At 72.1% G+C, this 18,481-nt stretch carries 15 protein-coding genes, 1 tRNA gene and 1 riboswitch; of the genes, 6 read left to right on the top strand and 10 right to left on the bottom strand.

Annotated elements, in window-relative coordinates:
* Positions 1–123: 123 nt before the first annotated feature.
* From OG618_RS22615 to OG618_RS22605, 3 genes are all read left to right on the top strand, one after another.
* Complete coding sequence (locus tag OG618_RS22615) at positions 124–1,218, top strand: SGNH/GDSL hydrolase family protein (RefSeq protein ID WP_329489354.1); 1,095 nt, start codon at positions 124–126, stop codon at positions 1,216–1,218.
* A 111-nt stretch (positions 1,219–1,329) separates the two neighbouring features.
* Positions 1,330–2,550, top strand: coding sequence for an acetyl-CoA C-acetyltransferase (locus OG618_RS22610; RefSeq protein WP_329489353.1), 1,221 nt, complete (start codon positions 1,330–1,332; stop codon positions 2,548–2,550).
* Positions 2,551–2,842: 292 nt separating this feature from the next.
* A complete protein-coding gene (locus OG618_RS22605; protein WP_329489352.1) occupies positions 2,843–3,796 on the top strand; it encodes a hypothetical protein in 954 nt (317 codons plus the stop codon).
* Positions 3,797–4,051: 255 nt separating this feature from the next.
* On the opposite strand, the gene OG618_RS22600 is transcribed toward OG618_RS22605, so the two are convergent.
* The 3 genes from OG618_RS22600 to OG618_RS22590 all read right to left on the bottom strand — a co-directional run bounded on the left by OG618_RS22600 (position 4,052) and on the right by OG618_RS22590 (position 5,673).
* Complete coding sequence (locus OG618_RS22600; protein ID WP_329489351.1) at positions 4,052–4,456, bottom strand: hypothetical protein; 405 nt, start codon at positions 4,454–4,456, stop codon at positions 4,052–4,054.
* An 81-nt stretch (positions 4,457–4,537) separates the two neighbouring features.
* On the bottom strand, positions 4,538–5,449 hold the full coding sequence (locus OG618_RS22595; RefSeq protein ID WP_329489350.1) for a Bax inhibitor-1/YccA family protein: 912 nt from the start codon (positions 5,447–5,449) through the stop codon (positions 4,538–4,540).
* A gap of 142 nt (positions 5,450–5,591) precedes the next feature.
* A tRNA-Leu gene (locus OG618_RS22590) sits at positions 5,592–5,673 on the bottom strand.
* Between the two features lie 392 nt (positions 5,674–6,065).
* On the opposite strand from OG618_RS22590, the gene OG618_RS22585 reads away from it, so the two are divergent.
* Positions 6,066–6,839 (top strand): ABC transporter ATP-binding protein, encoded by a 774-nt coding sequence (locus OG618_RS22585; RefSeq protein WP_329489349.1) that lies wholly within the window; start codon positions 6,066–6,068, stop codon positions 6,837–6,839.
* A 47-nt stretch (positions 6,840–6,886) separates the two neighbouring features.
* Positions 6,887–9,445, top strand: coding sequence for an ABC transporter permease (locus OG618_RS22580; RefSeq protein ID WP_329489348.1), 2,559 nt, complete (start codon positions 6,887–6,889; stop codon positions 9,443–9,445).
* Between the two features lie 200 nt (positions 9,446–9,645).
* Here the strand turns inward: OG618_RS22580 and OG618_RS22575 are convergent, their stop codons facing one another.
* The 7 genes from OG618_RS22575 to OG618_RS22545 form a co-directional block, all read right to left on the bottom strand.
* On the bottom strand, positions 9,646–11,019 hold the full coding sequence (locus tag OG618_RS22575) for an NAD(P)/FAD-dependent oxidoreductase (RefSeq protein ID WP_329489347.1): 1,374 nt from the start codon (positions 11,017–11,019) through the stop codon (positions 9,646–9,648).
* A gap of 428 nt (positions 11,020–11,447) precedes the next feature.
* The gene (locus tag OG618_RS22570; RefSeq protein ID WP_329489346.1) at positions 11,448–12,389 is read right to left on the bottom strand and encodes a Ppx/GppA phosphatase family protein; all 942 of its coding nucleotides are present in this window, start codon (positions 12,387–12,389) and stop codon (positions 11,448–11,450) included.
* A complete protein-coding gene (locus tag OG618_RS22565; protein ID WP_380390315.1) occupies positions 12,386–13,051 on the bottom strand; it encodes a DUF501 domain-containing protein in 666 nt (221 codons plus the stop codon). The genes OG618_RS22570 and OG618_RS22565 overlap by 4 nt, the downstream gene beginning before the upstream one ends.
* The gene (locus OG618_RS22560; protein ID WP_329489344.1) at positions 13,023–13,508 is read right to left on the bottom strand and encodes an FtsB family cell division protein; all 486 of its coding nucleotides are present in this window, start codon (positions 13,506–13,508) and stop codon (positions 13,023–13,025) included. The genes OG618_RS22565 and OG618_RS22560 overlap by 29 nt, the downstream gene beginning before the upstream one ends.
* A 143-nt stretch (positions 13,509–13,651) precedes the next feature.
* The gene (gene eno / locus OG618_RS22555) at positions 13,652–14,938 is read right to left on the bottom strand and encodes a phosphopyruvate hydratase (protein ID WP_329489343.1); all 1,287 of its coding nucleotides are present in this window, start codon (positions 14,936–14,938) and stop codon (positions 13,652–13,654) included.
* Between the two features lie 255 nt (positions 14,939–15,193).
* Positions 15,194–16,108 carry a transglycosylase family protein gene (locus tag OG618_RS22550; RefSeq protein ID WP_329489342.1) on the bottom strand — a complete coding sequence of 305 codons (915 nt, stop codon included), beginning with the start codon at positions 16,106–16,108 and terminating at the stop codon, positions 15,194–15,196.
* A gap of 5 nt (positions 16,109–16,113) precedes the next feature.
* A riboswitch (cyclic di-AMP (ydaO/yuaA leader) is annotated at positions 16,114–16,286 on the bottom strand.
* Positions 16,287–16,560: 274 nt separating this feature from the next.
* Entirely contained in the window at positions 16,561–17,835 is a 1,275-nt protein-coding gene (locus OG618_RS22545; RefSeq protein WP_329489341.1) for a cytochrome P450 family protein, read from the bottom strand.
* A 158-nt stretch (positions 17,836–17,993) separates the two neighbouring features.
* Between OG618_RS22545 and OG618_RS22540 the strand changes: the two genes are divergently transcribed.
* Positions 17,994–18,428, top strand: coding sequence for an SDR family NAD(P)-dependent oxidoreductase (locus OG618_RS22540; RefSeq protein WP_329489340.1), 435 nt, complete (start codon positions 17,994–17,996; stop codon positions 18,426–18,428).
* Positions 18,429–18,481 lie beyond the last annotated feature (53 nt).

Raw genomic sequence — 18,481 nt, 5'->3', positions numbered from 1 at the left:
GGTGCGCCCACGGATGGCCCAGTCCCGTCGATAGCGCACGGCCGAGGACGGGTAGGAGGTGTACAGGCAACGCGAGTGGCGGCTCCGACTGGGGGCGGCACGAGGACGCGAAGGGGGCACCGGATGCCAGGGGCACAGGAGTCGCGGGCCCGGGTGGCCCGCCGCATCGCCACCGCGGCGGCTTACGGCGGCGGCGGGCTCGGCCTGCTGGGCGTCGGCCTGGTCGGCGTGCTGTTGACCGAGAGCAAGCTGGCCGTGCAGGCCATCGGCATCCTGGAGGGCGACCCGCCCCGGGCCGACGGCGTCTACGGCGAGGCCTTCGCCGACGCCGGCAGCACCGGCCAGCCGCCCCTGGTGCTCGCCTTCCTCGGCGACTCCACCGCCGCCGGCCTCGGGGTGCTGCGCGCCCGCGACACCCCGGGCGCGCTGCTGGCCGCCGGCCTGGCGTCGGTGGCCGAGCGGCCGGTCCGGCTGGTCAACGTGGCCCGCTCCGGCGGACGCTCCGCCGACCTCTCCGGCCAGTTGGAGCTCGCCCTGCCGCACCGCCCCGACATCGCCGTGATCATGGTGGGCGCCAACGACGTGACCCGGCACAGCCCGGCACAGCTCGCGGTGCGCCACCTCGGCGAGGCGGTCGCCGCGCTGCGCGCCAACGGCTGCGAGGTGGTGGTCGGCACCTGCCCGGACCTCGGCACCATCAAGCCGGTCCGGCCGCCGCTGCGCTGGGTGGCCCGGCGGGTCAGCCGGCAGCTGGCGGCGGCGCAGACCATCGCCGTGGTGGAGGCCGGCGGCCGGACGGTCTCGCTGGGCTCACTGCTCGGGCCGGAGTTCGCGGCCCGGCCGGAGATGTTCGCCGCCGACCGCTACCACCCGTCGGCCCAGGGGTACGCGACGGCCGCGATGGCCGTGCTGCCCTCGCTCTGCGCGGTGCTGGGCCTCTGGCCCGAGGACGAGCGGCCGGCCGGAGCCGTGCCGGGCGAGACGGTGCTGCCGGTGGCGGTGGCCGCGGCCGCCGCGGCGGGCCGCTCCGGCACCGAGGTGGCCGCCGTCGGCGCGGAGGGCGCGGGCCGGCGCTGGGCCCTGCTGCGCCACCGGCTGCGAGTCGGCCTGCCGGGCACCTGGGCCGCCGAGGGGCCCGCCGGGCGGTCGGCCCCGGCCGCCGGGCCCGACCGCGGGAACACGTCGGCCAGCTCACACGCCGGGGCGGGTGACGCCTGATCTACCAGACGGTAACTTTCCTCCCGGGCGTCCCCCGCGCACCCGGTCGTTCCCGTCGGACCGCCACCCGGACACCCCACCGCCCGAAGGTCACTCAGCGAGGAGCCCGTCATGCCCGAAGCCGTCATCGTCAGCGCCACCCGTTCGCCGATCGGCCGGGCTTTCAAGGGCTCCCTCAAGGACGTCCGCCCCGACGACCTGACCGCCCACATCATCGCCACCGCCCTCGCCAAGGTCCCCCAGCTCGACCCCCGCGACATCGACGACCTGATGCTCGGCTGCGGCCTCCCCGGCGGCGAGCAGGGCCACAACCTCGCCCGGATCGTCGCCGTCCAGATGGGCATGGACTACCTCCCCGGCACCACCGTCACCCGGTACTGCTCCTCCTCGCTGCAGACCACCCGGATGGCACTGCACGCCATCAAGGCCGGCGAGGGCGACGTCTTCATCTCCGCCGGCGTCGAGACCGTCTCCCGCAGCGTCAACGGCACCTCCGACGGCATGCCCGGCACCATGAACCCGCTCTTCGACGACGCCCAGGCCCGTACCGCCCAGCGCGCCGAGCAGGGCGGTGGGGAGTGGCACGACCCCCGTGAGGACGGCCTCGTCCCCGACGCCTACATCGCGATGGGCCAGACCGCCGAGAACCTCGCCGCCCTCAAGGGCATCACCCGCGCCGACCAGGACGCCTTCGGCGTCCGCTCCCAGAACCTCGCCGAGGCCGCCATCAAGTCCGGCTTCTGGGAGCGCGAGATCACCCCCGTCACCCTCCCCGACGGCACCGTCGTCTCCACCGACGACGGCCCCCGCGCCGGCGTCACCCTCGAAGCCGTCGCCGGCCTCAAGCCCGTCTTCCGCCCCGACGGCACCGTGACCGCCGGTAACTGCTGCCCCCTCAACGACGGCGCCGCCGCCCTCGTCATCATGTCCGACACCAAGGCCCGCGAACTCGGCATCACCCCCCTCGCCCGCGTCGTCTCCACCGGCGTCAGCGCCCTCTCCCCCGAGATCATGGGCTACGGCCCCGTCGAGGCCTCCAAGCAGGCACTGCGCCGGGCCGGCCTCACCATCGGCGACATCGACCTCGTCGAGATCAACGAGGCCTTCGCCGCCCAGGTCATCCCCTCCTACCGGGACCTGGGCGTCGACCTCGACCGCCTGAACGTCAACGGCGGCGCCATCGCCGTCGGCCACCCCTTCGGCATGACCGGCGCCCGCATCACCACCACCCTGATCAACTCCCTCCAGTGGCACGACAAGCAGTTCGGCCTGGAGACCATGTGCGTCGGTGGCGGCCAGGGCATGGCGATGGTCGTCGAGCGGCTCAGCTGAACCTCCCGGCGTCAACCCCGAAGGGTCCAGACCACCCATTTGGAGTGACGCACAGTAATTGAGGGCCGGATCACACCGCGAGGTCGATCCGGCCCTCTTTTCTTTCGAATCGGGCCCGGAAATCGACAGTGCGGAGCGGATCAACTCCGCTGCGTAGAACGGTGTTACCTAACAATTTGGGGACAAGAGCGAAAGTCCCGGGCAAATTAGACATTCGCCACTGCGGTAACAGCCCCGTATGGGGCAATGTGGAGAGGTAACCCCGTTCCACTCCTCCCTAGGAGTACGTTCCGTGAGCGCCGTCTACACCCTCCTCCTGCTGATACTGATCGCCGTGACGACCGCCGTGCTGGTCCACCTCCGCGGGCTCTCCCGCCGGCTGGACGCCCGGGCCGCGGCCACCGCCACGCCCGCACCGGTCGACGAGGCCGCGATCCGCCGCGCCGTCGCCGAGGCACTCGCCGCCGACCGCGAGCGGGAGATCACCGAGGCCCGCGCCTTCTGGGCCGAGCAGGAGGCCCGCGCGGCCGAGGACGCGCCACTGTTCGACTCCCCCTTCGCCGGTGTGCTCGGCTCCACCGACGAGTGGCCGCTCTTCTTCCCCCGGCCGACCGGTCCGCAGGAGGCCGCCGACAACGCGGGCACCATGGACCCGGAGTTCGGTGAGGCGCTGCGGTCGGCGCTGGAGGACCTGATCAACGAGGGCGGCGCCGAGCCCGACGCGCCCGGGACCGACGGCGGCGCCCCGCTGCGCCCGGGGCACCCCGCGGGGGTCCCGGTCGCCGAGGGCGGCGGCGACGCCCGGGCCCGCCGCGAGGCCGACCTGCTGGCCACCGGCCTGGAGGCCGGACTGCTGGACGCCGAGCCGATGGTCGAGGACGCGCCCGCGCCCGCCCCCGACCCGCGCCGCCACCCCTCGCACCCGGACTTCGTGCCCAGCCAGGCGCCGTCCCGCGAGTGGACCGACACCCGGCTGGCCACCCTCGCCGAGGAGGGCGTGGCGCTGACGGACGTCCGCCCGGGCCCGCTCGGCACGCTGGACGTGTACGCCTTCGCCGACGGCACCACGCTCTGCGTCGCCCCCGGCGACCGGGAGGCCGCGTACCGGCTGATCGACGCCGTCCGGGCCGGCGAGGACGTCCGGCTGCTCGGCGGCTCGCGGTTCTCCGGCTCGTACTCGCTGACCTTCTCCACCGACGACGACGCCGTCTACGTGCTCGCCGACCGGGTGGTCGCCAGCATCTGACACCACGCGCGCGGACGCGGCCGCGACAGCCGCGGCCGACGTTCACCCGAGGGCCGACCGGATCAAGGGGTTACCGATCCGGTCGGCCCTCGGCGTTCCCGTCCGCCGTTTCCCGCCGGGGCCCGCACCGGCCGCCCCCCAGGCCCTCGTACCAGGCCCTCGTACCAGGCCCTCGTACCAGGCCCACGTACCAGGCCCTCGTACCGGGCCGTTCCACTCCGGCCGTCCGCCGGGCCGCTGCCGCCGGGCCCGGGCTCAGCCGCAGAGCGCGGCTGTGGCGGCCACCTCGGCCAGGGCCCGGGCGAGCACCGCCGGGGCCGCCGCGGGGCCGCCCAGCGGCTCCGGGAGCGGCACCAGCGCCTGGGCCGGCAGGGCCGTCAGGGCGGCCGCCAGATCGTGCCCGGCGACGGCCAGCTGGTCGCCTGCCGCGAAGGCACCGGCGTCCGGGAACTCGCGCGGCGGCACGGCCGGCCCGCCGGCGCCGTCCGCCGCCCCCTCGGCGGCCTGCGCCGCCGTCGCCAGCCGGCCGGCCAGCGCCAGCGCGGCGGCGGCCCGGGAGGGGTGGCCGGGGACGGCTCCCAGCAGCCGGCTCTGCGGCATCGAGCGGAAACGGTCCGCCAGGGCGTCGACGGCTTCGGCGAGGGAGGCTGCTTCAGGCATGGCGCGAGCCTAGACGAAAGCCGCCGGGCCCCGGAGCGGAAGGCTCCGGGGCCCGGCGGCAGTGCGCGGGGGGCGCGGTGATCAGTCGTCGCCGCGCAGGATCGCGATCAGCCGCAGCATCTCGATGTAGATCCAGACCAGCGACAGGGTGAGCCCGAAGGCGGCCCGCCAGGACTCCTTCTGCGGGGCGCCCTGGGCGATGGCCTGCTCGATGGCCGCGAAGTCCAGCGAGAGGAAGAACGCGCCGAGGCCGATGCCGACCAGGCCCACCACGATGCCCAGCGGGCCGGAGCGCAGCCCCATCTCCGCACCGAACATCGACGCGACCGCGTTGACCAGCAGCAGGAGCACGAAGCCCATGGCGATGGCGATGCCGATCCGCGTGTACCGCGGGGTGACCCGGATCCGGCCGGTCTTGTAGGCGATCAGCATCGCCGCGAAGACCGCCGCCGTGCCCAGTACCGCCTGGATCGCGATGCCCGGCCAGATGGTGTTGAACACCTTGGTGACGGCACCGAGCGCGAAGCCCTCCAGGCCCGCGTAGAGCAGGATCAGCGGCGGGCTGACACTCCGCTTGAACGAGATCACCAGGCCGACCACGAAGGCGATCAGCGAGGCGCCGATGGCCAGGCCGAAGTTCCGGTCCGGCAGCGCGAACCAGGCCAGCCCGCCGAAGGCGACCAGGGTGAGCAACGTCATGGCGGTGCGTGCGACGACGTCGTCGAGCGTCATCCGCCCGGTGTCCAGCGGGCCGGCGGACGGCGCGCCGTACATCTCGACCAGCTGCTCGTCGGTCAGCGGACCCTGGCCCTGCGGCTGCTGGGCGTAGGGGTTGTTGCCGTACGGGTTGTCGCCGTACGGGCTGCTCTGGCCGGGGGGGCCTGCGGCGTACGGGCTCCCGGCCGGCGGGGCCTGCGTGGTACCGAAACCCGCGTAGCCGGGCTCGCGGGTGAAGGACCCCTCCCGCGAGAAGACCGGGTTGCTGCTTCTCATTGCTCATTCCCTCCGTGGCGGCACTGCACCGCCCGCACCACAAGGGTAATGGGTTGGCAAAAGAATAGGGATACGCCGCAAGGAGGATCCGGGGAGCGGCGCCCGGCGGGGACGCCCGGTGGCGTCCCCGCGGGTCGAGCGGTGCCCGGAGCCGGACTCGAACCGGCACGGCCTCACGGCCAAGCAGTTTTAAGCTGCCCGTGTCTGCGTTCCACCATCCGGGCCTTCAAGGACCTGCCCTGCCGACAGTCGGAGGTGGTGCTCCGTCCCCGTGCGGGCCATCCCCGAGCCTAGTCGCCCGCCTCCCCCTTTCGCATGTTCCCAGCCAGGGAAGTTGTCATGTTTCCTTGCCATCTGACGAACAGTTCGTGATTTGGCCAATCCGAGCGTGCTATCCGGCCAGCGGGATCCGGTCAGGGTTGACGTCATACCCGAGGATGAGGGCTTTCTCCGGACGTACGCCCAGCGGTGGTCAGGCCAACCGTCCGGCGGAGCGACGAGAAGCCGTGACCACGTGGCCGAGCATGGAGATACCGCCGAACCCCTGCGCAGACCGGCCCTCCGGAGCCGTCCCGCACCCCGGCGCCGTCCGCAGCCCGACCACAAGGAGCACCCCGTGACCACGTCGACCGCAACCGCCGTCCGTACCGGCCGGGCGGCCGCCCGCGCCACCGGCCTCAACAAGGTCTACGGGGACGGGGAGACCCGCGTCGTCGCGCTCGACAACGTCAGCGTGACGTTCCCGCAGGGCGAGTTCACCGCCATCATGGGCCCCTCCGGCTCCGGCAAGTCCACCCTCATGCACTGCATGGCCGGCCTGGACACCGTCTCCTCCGGCTCCTCCACCATCGGCGACACCGAACTCGTCGGGCTCAAGGACAAGCAGCTCACCCAGCTGCGCCGCGACCACATCGGCTTCATCTTCCAGGCCTTCAACCTGCTCCCCACCCTGACCGCCCTGGAGAACATCACCCTCCCCATGGACATCGCCGGCCGCAAGGCCGACAAGGCCTGGCTCGACCGCGTCGTCGACACCGTCGGCCTCTCCGGCCGCCTCGGCCACCGCCCCAGCCAGCTCTCCGGCGGCCAGCAGCAGCGCGTCGCCTGCGCCCGCGCCCTCGCCGGAAAGCCCGACATCATCTTCGCCGACGAACCGACCGGCAACCTCGACTCCCGCTCCGGCGCCGAAATCCTCTCCTTCCTCCGCAACTCCGTGCGCGAACTCGGCCAGACCGTCGTCATGGTCACCCACGACCCCGTCGCCGCCGCCTACGCCGACCGCGTCGTCTTCCTCGCCGACGGCCGCATCGTCGACGAACTCGCCGGCCCCACCGCCGACACCGTCCTGGACCGCATGCGCCGCTTCGACGCCAAGGGCCGCACCAGCTGACCCCCCGCCGACAGCAGCCCGCCCCTCCGCAGAGTTCAGGACACCCCATGTACCGCACCGCACTGCGCAACGTGCTGGCCCACAAGGGCCGACTCCTGATGACGGCCCTCGCCGTCATGCTCGGCACCGCCTTCGTCGCCGGCACCATGGTCTTCTCCGACACCTTCGGCAAGGCCATGCAGGACAGCAACTCCAAGAGCTACTCCGACGTGTCGGTCCAGATCGTCGACCGGTCGGCCGGCTCCTCCGCCTCCGCCCGGGAGAAGAGCGAGACGAGCGCGGCCACCCTGACCGACGCCACCGTCCAGCAACTCGGCGCGCTCCCCGGGGCCGCCTCGGCCCGCGGCGTGGTCAGCGGCTTCACCGGCGTCGCCGACCGGAGCGGCAACCTGATCGGCCAGGCCTGGACCGCCAAGGGCGCCAACTTCGCGCCCGGCGCGGACGGCAAGGACGTCCGCTACCCGATGGCGGAGGGTCAGGGCCCGAAGAAGGCCCAGGAGATCGCCCTCGACCGCAGGACGGCCGAGAAGGGCGGCTACAAGGTCGGCGACACCGTCCGGATCGCCTCCAACGGCCCGGTGGCCGAGGCGAAGCTCACCGGCGTCTTCACCACCGACGACCCGGTGGTGAACACCGGCGGCACGCTCACCCTGTTCGACCGCGCCACCGCCCAGCAGTTGCTGCTGGAGCCGGGCCGCTACAGCAGCGTCGTGCTCGCCGCCAAGCCCGGCACCACGGAGGCCGCGCTGCTCGCCGAGGCCCAGCAGAAGCTCCCGGCCGGCCGGCAGTTCGACGCCGAGACCGGTCAGCAGCTCAAGGACGACGAGCAGAAGATGATCACGAGCAGCACCGACGGCATGCGGACCATGCTGCTCGCCTTCGCCGGGATCTCACTCTTCGTCGGCATCTTCATCATCGCCAACACCTTCACCATGCTGGTCGCCCAGCGCACCAAGGAGCTCGCCCTGCTGCGGGCGATCGGCGCCAGCCGCAAGCAGGTCACCCTGTCCGTGCTGATCGAGGCCCTGGTGATCGGCGCCCTCTCGGCCGCGGCCGGCCTGGCGGTCGGCATCGCGATCGGCGCCGGGCTGCAGTCCGCCGTCCACTCGCTGAACGACGGCCTGCCCACCGGCGCGCTGGTGGTCAAGCCGCTGACCGTGGTGGTCACCCTGGTGGTCGGAGTCCTGGTCACCGTCCTCTCCGCGCTGCTGCCCGGGCTCCGCGCCTCGCGGATCGCCCCGGTGGCCGCGATGAGCAGCGGGGACCAGCCGACCAGCCAGAAGAGCCTGCTGGTCCGCAACATCATCGGATCGATCCTCACCGCGGGCGGCGGCGCGCTGGTCGCCTACGGCGCCTCCACCGGCAACGGCGACGGCCGCGCACCGGTCGCCCTCGGCGCCGGGGTCGCCCTGATCGGCGTCTTCATCCTGCTGCCGCTGCTCTCCCGCCCGGTGATCGCCCTGGTCGGCCCGGTGCTCGGCAAGCTGGCCGGTACGCCAGGCAAGCTCGCCCGGCAGAACGCGGTGCGCAACCCGCGCCGCACCGCCGCCACCGCCGCCGCCCTCACCATCGGTCTGACCCTGGTCACCGGCCTGACGGTGATCGGCGCCTCGGTCGGCGGAGCCCTCGACAAGGCCGTCACCAGCTCGATGAAGGCCGACTACCTGATCTCGACCGCGAACGACATGAGCCTGTCGCCGAAGGTCCCCGCCGAGGTCGCCAAAACCGCCGGAGTGACGGCCTCCTCGCCGCTCACCACCGTCTACTGGGACCTGAACGGCACCACCAAGTCGATCAGCGGCCTGGACGCGGACACCTTCGACCAGCTCGTCTCCGTCAAGCTGACCAGCGGATCCACCGCGGGCTTCGCCCAGGGCCAGGCCCTGATCGACACGGACGTCGCCAAGAAGAACAACGTCACCACCGGCTCGACCCTGACCGTCACCTACCCGGACCAGTCCACGGGCCGGCTGACCGTCGGCGGTGTCTACGAGTCGGGCGGCATGCTCGGCCCGGTGGTGCTGGCCAACAGCGAGATCGTCAAGCACGAGCCCACGCCGTACATCAGCGACGTCCTGGTCAAGGGCGCCGACGGTGCCACCGACTCGCTCAAGAAGGCGCTCAAGGACGCCACCGGCGCCAACCCGGTGATCGAGGTCAAGTCCAAGCAGGACGTCCGCGACGACTTCAGCCAGATCATCACCATCGCGCTGAACATGATGTACGGCCTGCTGGCGATGTCCGTGCTGGTCGCGGTCCTCGGTGTGGTCAACACGCTGGCCATGTCGGTCTTCGAGCGCAAGCGCGAGATCGGGATGCTGCGGGCGATCGGCCTGGACCGCAGCGGCATCAAGCGGATGGTCCGCCTGGAGTCGGTGGTGATCTCGGTCTTCGGTGCCGGCATCGGCGTGCTGCTCGGCTGCTACACGGCCTGGGGGATCCTCGGCACCCTGAAGTCCAGCATGGCGGGCCTGACCACGACGCTCCCCTACGGCCAGCTGCTGCTCTTCCTCCTGCTCGCCGGCCTGGTCGGCCTGGTGGCCGCGATCTGGCCGGCCCGCCGGGCGTCCAAGCTGGACATCCTGGAGAGCATCAAGACCGACTGACCCACCGGCGCCGGGCACCGCACCGGCGCCGCACACGGAAAGACCCCCACCGGAGGGTTCGGTGGGGGTCTTTCGCTACTTCTGTACTCCGCCCGGTCGCACGGCCGGCTGAGCACCACGGAGGTCGTGGTCCGGCGACGCTGCCGGGCGGAGGGCCTCCGACTCATTTCCCGGTGCTCCCACACCGGGATCTCAGTCGCTTACTTGCTGCTGGCGAGTTCCTTGTCGGCGGCCGGCTTGGCGGCCTCGACCGGCTTCGGCGCGGGCGCCGCGGCCTCCTGGAACGCCTCGAACGGCTTCTCCATCTGGGCCAGGCCGACGGCCTCGCGCTTCAGGAAGACCGCCAGCGTCCAGTCGGTGAAGACGCGCACCTTGCGGTTCATGGTCGGGACCATGGCGCCGTGGTACAGGCGGTGGAACCACCAGGCCGGACGGCCCTTCAGCTTGTACTTGCCGAAGAGGATCGCCACACCCTTGTGCAGGCCGAGACCGGCCACCGCACCGAGGTTCTTGTGCTTGTACTCGGCCTGCGGGAAGCCGCGCATGCCCGAGATCACGTTGTCGCCGAGGACGGCGGCCTGCCGGACGGCGTGCTGCGCGTTCGGCGGGCACCAGGCGCCCTCGCCCGCGGCGAGGTCCGGCACCTGGGCGTTGTCGCCGGCGGACCAGACGTAGTCGAAGCCCTTGACCTGCAGGGTCGGGGCGGTGTCCACGTGGCCGCGCGGGCCCAGCGGGAGGCCGAAGTTGGCCAGCACCGGGTTGGGCTTGACGCCCGCCGTCCACACGATGGTGGAGGCGTCCGCCTCGACGCCGTTCTTCAGCACGACGTGCTGGTCGACGCAGGAGTCCATCGAGGTCTCGATGTAGATCTCGATGTTGCGCTCTTCGAGCTTCTCCTTGGTCCACAGACCGAGGTCCGGGCCCATCTCCGGGAGGATGCGGTTGGCCGCCTCCACCAGGATGAAGCGCATGTCGTCACGGCTGACGGTCTTGTAGATCTTGGCGGCGTCGCGCGCCATGTCCTCGATCTCGGCGATCGTCTCGACACCGGCGAAGCCACCGCCGACGACGACGAAGGTCAGCGCCTTGCGGCGGATCGCCTCGTCCGTGGTGGACTCGGCCTTGTCCAGCTGCGCCATGACGTGGTTCCGGAGGCTGATGGCCTCCTCGACCGTCTTCATGCCGATGCCGTGCTCCGCCAGACCCGGGATCGGGAAGGTCCGGGAGACCGAGCCGGTCGCGACGACCAGGTACTCGAAGGGCAGCTCGTACGAGTCGCCGGCCGCCGGCTGGATGGTGGCGACCTTGCGGGCGTGGTCCACACCGGTGACAGCACCGGTGAGCACCTCCGCCTTCTTGAGGGCGCTGCGCAGCGGCGCGACGAGGTTGCGGGGCGCGACGTTGCCGCCGGCCGCCTCGGGGAGGAAGGGCAGGTACGTCATGTACGACCGCGGGTCGACGACCGTGACGGTCGCTTCGCCATAGCGCATCTTCTTGAGGATGCGCATCGCGGCATACAGGCCGACGTAACCACCGCCGACAATGAGGATGCGAGGACGCTCCGTGGTGCTCATATCCGAAAGTATCCAGCACCGTCCGGAGCAGCCTTCGTGAGGCCCGTCACAAGCTCCTGGACACCCTGTGCTACACTTCGCGGCCACTTTCTCGGCCCCGGGGAGCCGTCTCACAGCCCTCCCCGCCTCCCCGTGAGGCTACGGACCCGAACGGCCCTGCTGAGCAGCAACGATCCATGGCACGCCTGGGTTCCCGCGCGTGATTTCGATTTTCAAACCCGCACGGGGGCGTCACCTGCGATCCAGCGGGCGACACGACGGACAGGCCTTCGGTCCCACATTTCGGACGTAGCGGACCGGTCAGCGCGACGAATGGCTGGATCGCCATGTGAAGAAATTCACGAACTTTCTCGCAGGGCCCCGGGCGCGCCCCGGCCCCGGACCCCCCGAAGGGGTTCCGGGGCCGGGGCGGTAAGCCTCGCACCGGGCTAGGAGGCGATACTCCAGGCGATGCCGTCCAGGATGTCGTGCTCGCTCACGACCAGCTCGGCGGCGCCGGTCCGCTCCATGATCTCCAGCAGCTCCAGCGCGCCGGCCGCGATGACATCCACCCGGCCCGGGTGCATCGACGGGATGGCCGCACGCTCGGCGTGGGTGGCGGCGAGCAGCTCGGAAGCGATCCGGGCCACGTCCTCGCGGGTGATCCGCGAGTGGTGGATCCGCTCGGAGTCGTACCCGGGCAGGTCCTGGACGATCGCCGACACCGTGGTGACCGTCCCGGCCAGACCGACCAGCGTCGCCGCACCGGTCAGCGGGACGACCTCCTCCGCCTTGTCCAGCTCGGCCCGGACGTGCGCCCGCGCCTCGGCGACCTGCTCCGCCGAGGGCAGCTCGGCGCCGCCGAAGTGCCGCTCGGTCAGCCGGACACAGCCGATGTCGACCGAGCGGGCGGCCCGGACGTCCTCGGCGCCGAGCACGAACTCGGTGGAGCCGCCGCCGAGGTCGAAGACCAGGTACGGCGCCGGGAACTGGCCGCCGGTGAGCTCCTTGGTGGCGCCGACGAAGGAGAGGTGCGCCTCCTCCTCGCCGCTCACCACCTCGGGCCCGACGCCCAGGATGTCGCGCACGCCCTTGGCGTACTCGTCACTGTTCTCGGCGTCCCGCGAGGCGCTGGTGGCCACGAAGCGGATCCGCTCCGGGGCCACCCCGAAGCCGGCGATCACCTCGGCGTACTCGCGGCAGGCCGCGAAGGTGCGGGCCAGCGCGTCCGGGTGCAGCCGGCCGGTCCGGTCCACGCCCTGGCCCAGCCGGTTGATCACCATCCGGCGGTCGAGGTCGGTGATCGCCCCGGTCTCCGGATCGAGGTCGGCGACCAGCAGGCGGATCGAGTTGGTACCGCAGTCGATCGCGGCGACCCGGGTGACACTCATGCGTCGGGCTCCTCGGCATTCTCCTGCGCGGCCCGCTTGGCGGCGCGTTCGGCGGCCTTCTGCTGCTTGGCGGCGATCACGGCCTCGTGGTCCTGCTGCTTGGCACGGTTCCTCGCGACCCGCTCGCCGGCGGCCTCGACCTCGTCGGGGGAGACGCAGGGGCCCTTGGCCCACCAGTCCTCCAGCATGCCGATCGCCTCGTCGCCGAGCGGGTTGACGCCCTCGCCGGCCGCCAGCGAGTGGCCGACCAGCACGTGCAGGCACTTCACCCGGTCCGGCATGCCGCCGGCGCTGGGGAAGCCCTCCAGCACCTCGATGGCGTCGCGGCGCGCGATGTAGTCCTCGTGCGCCTTCTGGTAGGCGGCGGCCAGCTCCGGGTCCTCGGCGAGCCGGGCGGTCTGCTCCTTCATCACGCCGTCCGCCTCCAGCGTGCCGATCAGCGAGGCGGCCTTGGGGCAGGTCAGGTAGTAGAGCGTCGGGAACGGCGTGCCGTCCGCGAGCCGGGGGGCCGTCTCCACGACGTCCGGGTTGCCGCAGGGGCAGCGGTGCGCCACCGAGCGCAGGCCGCGCGGGACCCGGCCGAGCTGTGCGGCGATGGCCGCGACGTCGGTGTCGGAGACGGAGGGGTGGTTCTCAGTGGTCATGGGGGGAGCTGGCTCCAGCAGGGGCAGGGGCGGGTGAAGAGGGCGGGGCGAGAGCGGCGGTGTCGGCGGCGTCCACCGAGTCCCAGACGCTCGAGTACCAGGGCTTGGCGGCCTTGGCCGCGCCGTCGGAGGGGGCGGGCGGGACGGCGGAGGACTGGGTGGCGCCCCGGCCCGCCGGATCCACCGCGATGTACGGGGTCTCCCCCGGCATCGCGTAGTGCAGCCGGCTGCGGGCCTGCGCCTTGACGTACTCCGGGTCCTGCCAGCGGGTCTTCTCCCGGCGCAGCTGCTCGACCTGTTGCCGGGCGTGCTCGGCCTTCGCCCGCTGGGCGGAGATCTCGGAACGCTGGGAGATGAACTGCCTGGTCGGGTAGGCCAGGATCGCGACCAGGGAGCAGAGCACCAGGACGAGGACGGTCGCCCGGCTCGTGAAGCGAGGCCGGGCGGCAAAGCCCGGGATCCTCCAGCCTGCCATCTCCCGTGTCCCCTCCTGATCGCGACGGTGCCCCGCCGTCCACCCTACGGGGTGAACGGCGGGGCACCGGTCAGGCTTGCGCTACTGGGCGCGATCGGCCCTCGTGACGGGCCCGGGCCGACGACTGCTCGGCCGCGCGGTCACTACTCGGCGGAGCGGAAGCGCGGGAACGCGCCGCGGCCGGCGTACTCGGCCGCGTCGTCGAGGATCTCCTCGATGCGCAGCAGCTGGTTGTACTTGGCGACGCGCTCGGAGCGGGCCGGGGCGCCGGTCTTGATCTGGCCGCAGTTGGTGGCGACGGCGAGGTCGGCGATGGTGACGTCCTCGGTCTCACCGGAGCGGTGCGACATCATGCAGCGGTAGCCGTTGCGCTGGGCCAGCTCGACGGCGTCCAGGGTCTCGGTCAGCGAGCCGATCTGGTTCACCTTGACCAGCAGCGCGTTGGCGGTGCCGGTCTCGATGCCCTTGGCCAGGCGGGCCGGGTTGGTGACGAACAGGTCGTCGCCGACCAGCTGGACCTTGTCGCCCAGCTTGACGGTCATGGCCTTCCAGCCGTCCCAGTCCGACTCGTCCAGCGGGTCCTCGATGGAGACCAGCGGGTACGCGGCGACGAGCTCGGCGTAGTACTCGATGAGCTCGGCGGCGGAGAGCGCCTTGCCCTCGAACTGGTAGGCACCGTCCTGGTAGAACTCGGAGGCGGCGACGTCCAGGGCGAGCGCGATGTCCCGGCCGGGCACGTAACCGGCCTTCTGGATGGCCTCGGTGATGAGGTCCAGGGCCTCGCGGTTGCTGTCCAGGTTCGGCGCGAAGCCGCCCTCGTCGCCGAGGCCGGTGGACAGGCCGCGCTCCTTCAGCACGCCCTTGAGGGTGTGGTAGACCTCGACGCCCCAGCGGACGGCCTCGGAGAAGGACTCCGCGCCGATCGGAGCGATCATGAACTCCTGGATGTCGACGTTGGAGTCCGCGTGCGAGCCACCGTTGAGGATGTTCATCATCGGGACGGGCAGGACGTGGGCGTTCGGGCCGCCCAGGTAGCGGAACAGCGGCAGGTCGCTGGCCTCGGAGGCGGCGTGCGCCACGGCGAGGGAGACGCCCAGGATCGCGTTGGCGCCGAGCGAGGACTTGTCCGGCGTGGCGTCCAGGTCGAGCATGGCCTGGTCGATCAGGCGCTGCTCGGTGGCGTCGTAGCCGACCAGCTCGGGGCCGATCTGCTCGATGACGGCCAGGACGGCCTTCTCCACGCCCTTGCCGAAGTAGCGGTTCTTGTCACCGTCGCGAAGCTCCAGCGCCTCGAAGGCACCGGTGGAGGCACCCGACGGGACAGCGGCACGGCCGGTGCTGCCGTCGTCGAGGCCGACCTCGACCTCGACCGTGGGGTTGCCACGCGAGTCGAGAATCTCACGGGCTACGACGACATCGATGGACGGCACGAGGCATCTCCTAGCGGAAGCAGGTTCGGCTGACGATGGGTGCTGTCGGCCGGATGGTTGCGGAGTCGTTACGACCAGAGCCTAACCGCACGGGCTCCCGGGACCACGTCGACCTCGGTCCCGTCTCAGCGTGTGGCCGGGCTACCCACCGGTAGTTCACCTGGTTGTCCCACGAAATGCGGCCGGATGCGGACGAAGGGGGCCGAACCGGCCCCCTTCGTGGCGTCACCGCACGGGGAGTCACCACACGGGCGGTCAGCCGAGGTCGAGCTGCTGGCCCGGGAGGATCATGTTGGGGTCGGTGCCGACGGTGCCGCGGTTGCCGTCGTACAGCGTCTGCCAGCCGCCCTCGACGCCCTGGGCGGCGGCGATCGTCGACAGGGTGTCACCGGACTGGACGGTGTAGCCGTGCCCGGTGCGCTGCTGGGCCGCGGGAGCGGCCGCGGCCGGGGCGCCGTGGGCGGCGGCGGGGCGGCTGTCCTGGCCCGCGTACCCGCTCGTCTGCTGGGCGGCCTGCTGACCGGCGTACTGCTGGTAGACGCTCTGGTGGCTGGTCCAGTACCAGGCGCCGTCGCTCTGGTACCAGAAGACCTTCGCGTCGGCGTCCCAGCCCGGCTGGCCGGCGAAGCCCGGAGCCCGGTCGTCCTGCTGGGCGGCGGGCTTGGGGGCCTGCTGCTGGGCCGGCTTCTGGGCGGGCTTCTGCGCCGGCTTCTGCGCGGGCTTCGACTGGGCCGGCTTGGCGGCGGCCGTCGGCTCGGCGTCCGAGGAGGTGTCGACCGAGGCCGCGGCCCCGCCCTTGGCCAGGCCCGCCTTCTGGGAGCAGACCGGCCAGGCGCCCGGCCCCTGCGAGGCGAGGACCTTCTCGGCGACCGAGATCTGCTGCGCCCGGCTGGCCTGGTGGGCCTGCGGCGCGTACGAGGTGCCGCCGAACGCCTTCCAGGTGCTGGAGGTGAACTGGAGGCCGCCGTAGAAGCCGTTGCCGGTGTTGATGCCCCAGTTGCCGCCGCTCTCGCACTGGGCGACCGCGTCCCAGGTCGAGGCCGGGGCGGCCGAGGCGCCGGTGGCGGTGAGGAGCGGCAGGGCGAGTCCGACGCCGGCCACGCCGGCAACGGCGATGGCCTTCTCGGTCTGGGTGCGACGACGGTGACGGCCGGTTCCGACGAAGAGCATGGGGAAGTCCCTCTCCGCACGCCTGCGAGGTGAGCTGTCGGGTTCGGACCGGGAGGTGGCCCGGCCGCACGACGCGGACGCCTTCTGCCCGCGCGGGCGGCTTCACCCCAAGCCGTGGGGGACGGCAACAAACCTGGTTCCCCCGCCCCTGCCCAAGGGTTCTGGTCGGTTTCCCGTAACGCGGCGGGCAGGATTCGGCGTTCCGCGCACGAGGTCCGCAGCTGCGAACTCCAGGGAGGGTAGACAGATCCTCACATCAATAACAAGCTCATATCGCAGGTATCACACATAAATTACGGCGCGTGGCCGATCGCCTACCAACGACAGGGCTATGTCCGGTTTGATGCTGATTCATACCCGCTGATAGGGCGTGTCGGCGACACCCCGTCAGCGTGTCGGGGTCTCGGCGCGACGAGATCGAGACACCGCCGGGGGTCGCCGGACGGATTTGCTCAGAGCCCGTCCACCGGTGCCGCGGAGGGCTTCTCGGGGGTGAATTCCACCGGGAGATCGCGCAGTCCACGCATGATCAGGCCACCGCGCCAGCGGAGCTCCTCCGGGCTAGCGGCGAGTCGCAGATCGGGCAACCGGGTGAGCAGGGTGGTGAGCGCCGCGCGCCCCTCCAACCGGGCCAGCGGCGCACCGATGCAGTAGTGGATGCCGTGCCCGAAGCCGAGGTGCGGGTTGTCCGTCCGGGCCAGGTCGAGGGTGTTCTCGTCGGCGAACCGCGCCGGGTCCCGGTCCGCCGCCGCGAGCACCACCAGCACCGGATCGCCGACCGGGATGTCCACGCCGCCGATGGTCAGCGGGCTGGTCGCGAACCGCCAGGTGGCGAGCTCCACCGGACCGTCGTAGCGCAGGAGTTCCTCGATACCGGTCTCCAGCAGCGCGGTCTCGCCGCGGGCGATAGAGTCCTGGAGCAGCGCCCGCTGCCCGGGGTTGCGCAGCAGGGCGTAGGTGCCGTTGCCGATCAGGTTCACGGTCGTCTCGAACCCGGCGAAGAGGAGGATGAAGGCCATCGCCGCGGCCTCGTTCTCGGTCAGGTGCTCACCGTGGTCGCTGGCCCGGATCAGCCCCGAGATGAGGTCGTCGCCGGGATCGGCCCGCTTGCGGTGGATCAGCTCCGCCAGGTAGGCGCGCATCCGCTTGACGGCGCGTCCCACCCCGCCGCGCTGCCCGCTGCCATGGCGGATCATCATGCCCGCCCAGTCCCGGAAGTCGTCCTGGTCCTCGGCCGGCACGCCGAGCAGGTCGCAGATCGCGTAGATCGGCAGCGGGAAGGCGAACTCGTGGATCAGGTCCGCCGAGCCGCGCTCCGCGAAGCCGTCGATCAGCCGGTCGGTGAGCTGCTGCACCCGGGGCTCGAACTCCGCCACCCGGCGCGGCGTGAACGCCTTCGAGACCAGCCGGCGCAGCCGGGTGTGGTCCGGCGGGTCGATGTTCAGCAGGTGGGTCATCAGATTGGCCTGGCGCTCGCCGGGGATGCCGACCCGGCCGCTGCGGTGGGCGTGCCCGCTGTGGTGGGCCGGGTCCTTCGAGAGCCGGCTGTCGGCGAGCGCCTGCCGGGCGTCGGCGTACCTGGTCACCAGCCAGGCCTCCACCCCGCTCGGCAGGGTGGTGCGGTGCACCGGTTCGTGCTCCCGCAGCCACGCGTACGCCGGGTACGGGTCGGCGGCGAACTCCCAGGTGAAGAGCGGCGGGCGGGCTGAATCGGGCTGAACTGGCATGTGTCGACCGTATCCGGTGGGGAACCCCGGCGCGGCAGGCGTGAGCCTGGTCACCTGAGGGGTAATCCCTGTTGCGGAGGGTCAGGACCTGCCTACGATCCTCCGCAAGCAAAATGCGTGGGCGCCGGTGCGGAGCCGCCCACAGGGAGGAGCGCACCATGCGGGTCACCGGGGCAGTCGTGGTCATCGCCGTACTCGCCGGCGGGTCGGGAGCCGGCCTCGCCCGCCGGTTCACCGCCGCGGGCGCCTCCGGCGTCCTCATCGCCGACCAGCAGGTCGGCATCGCCGAGGACCTCGCCACCGAACTCGACCGGCCGGGCTGCCCGGTCGTCGGCGTCTGCGGCGACATCCGCCGCCCGAGCGACATCGCCGCCCTGGTCGACACCACCGAGAAGCACCTCGGCCCGATCGACCTGTTCTGCGTCGCCGGGCCGGGCGGCGAGCGCGTCGTCTCCCTCGCCGAGCTGCCGGACCACCTCGACCTGGAGCGGCTGGCCGAACTGCTCGCCCTGGTCGGCGAGGCGATCGCCGAGGTCGTCGACGAGGTGGTCCCGGTGCAGCGCCGGGCGGTGGAGGACGTCGCGGCGGTCTGACGGGGGGCGGCGGGTCGCGGTGCGGGCGGCGTGCCCGGGCGGCGGTCGCGGTG

Origin of the sequence: Kitasatospora sp. NBC_01246, from assembly GCF_036226505.1 — a bacterium.
GTDB lineage: Bacteria > Actinomycetota > Actinomycetes > Streptomycetales > Streptomycetaceae > Kitasatospora.
This window is presented reverse-complemented; position numbering and strand designations above follow the sequence as displayed.

What these genes read in the sequence shown, in the direction of transcription:
- OG618_RS22615 (WP_329489354.1), top strand. Translation starts at nt 124, where the DNA reads ATGCCAGGGGCACAGGAGTCGCGGGCCCGGGTGGCCCGCCGCATCGCC.
- OG618_RS22610 (WP_329489353.1), top strand. Translation starts at nt 1,330, where the DNA reads ATGCCCGAAGCCGTCATCGTCAGCGCCACCCGTTCGCCGATCGGCCGG.
- OG618_RS22600 (WP_329489351.1), bottom strand. Translation starts at nt 4,456, where the DNA reads ATGCCTGAAGCAGCCTCCCTCGCCGAAGCCGTCGACGCCCTGGCGGAC.
- OG618_RS22595 (WP_329489350.1), bottom strand. Translation starts at nt 5,449, where the DNA reads ATGAGAAGCAGCAACCCGGTCTTCTCGCGGGAGGGGTCCTTCACCCGC.
- OG618_RS22580 (WP_329489348.1), top strand. Translation starts at nt 6,887, where the DNA reads ATGTACCGCACCGCACTGCGCAACGTGCTGGCCCACAAGGGCCGACTC.
- OG618_RS22575 (WP_329489347.1), bottom strand. Translation starts at nt 11,019, where the DNA reads ATGAGCACCACGGAGCGTCCTCGCATCCTCATTGTCGGCGGTGGTTAC.
- OG618_RS22570 (WP_329489346.1), bottom strand. Translation starts at nt 12,389, where the DNA reads ATGAGTGTCACCCGGGTCGCCGCGATCGACTGCGGTACCAACTCGATC.
- OG618_RS22560 (WP_329489344.1), bottom strand. Translation starts at nt 13,508, where the DNA reads ATGGCAGGCTGGAGGATCCCGGGCTTTGCCGCCCGGCCTCGCTTCACG.
- OG618_RS22550 (WP_329489342.1), bottom strand. Translation starts at nt 16,108, where the DNA reads ATGCTCTTCGTCGGAACCGGCCGTCACCGTCGTCGCACCCAGACCGAG.
- OG618_RS22545 (WP_329489341.1), bottom strand. Translation starts at nt 17,835, where the DNA reads ATGCCAGTTCAGCCCGATTCAGCCCGCCCGCCGCTCTTCACCTGGGAG.
- OG618_RS22540 (WP_329489340.1), top strand. Translation starts at nt 17,994, where the DNA reads ATGCGGGTCACCGGGGCAGTCGTGGTCATCGCCGTACTCGCCGGCGGG.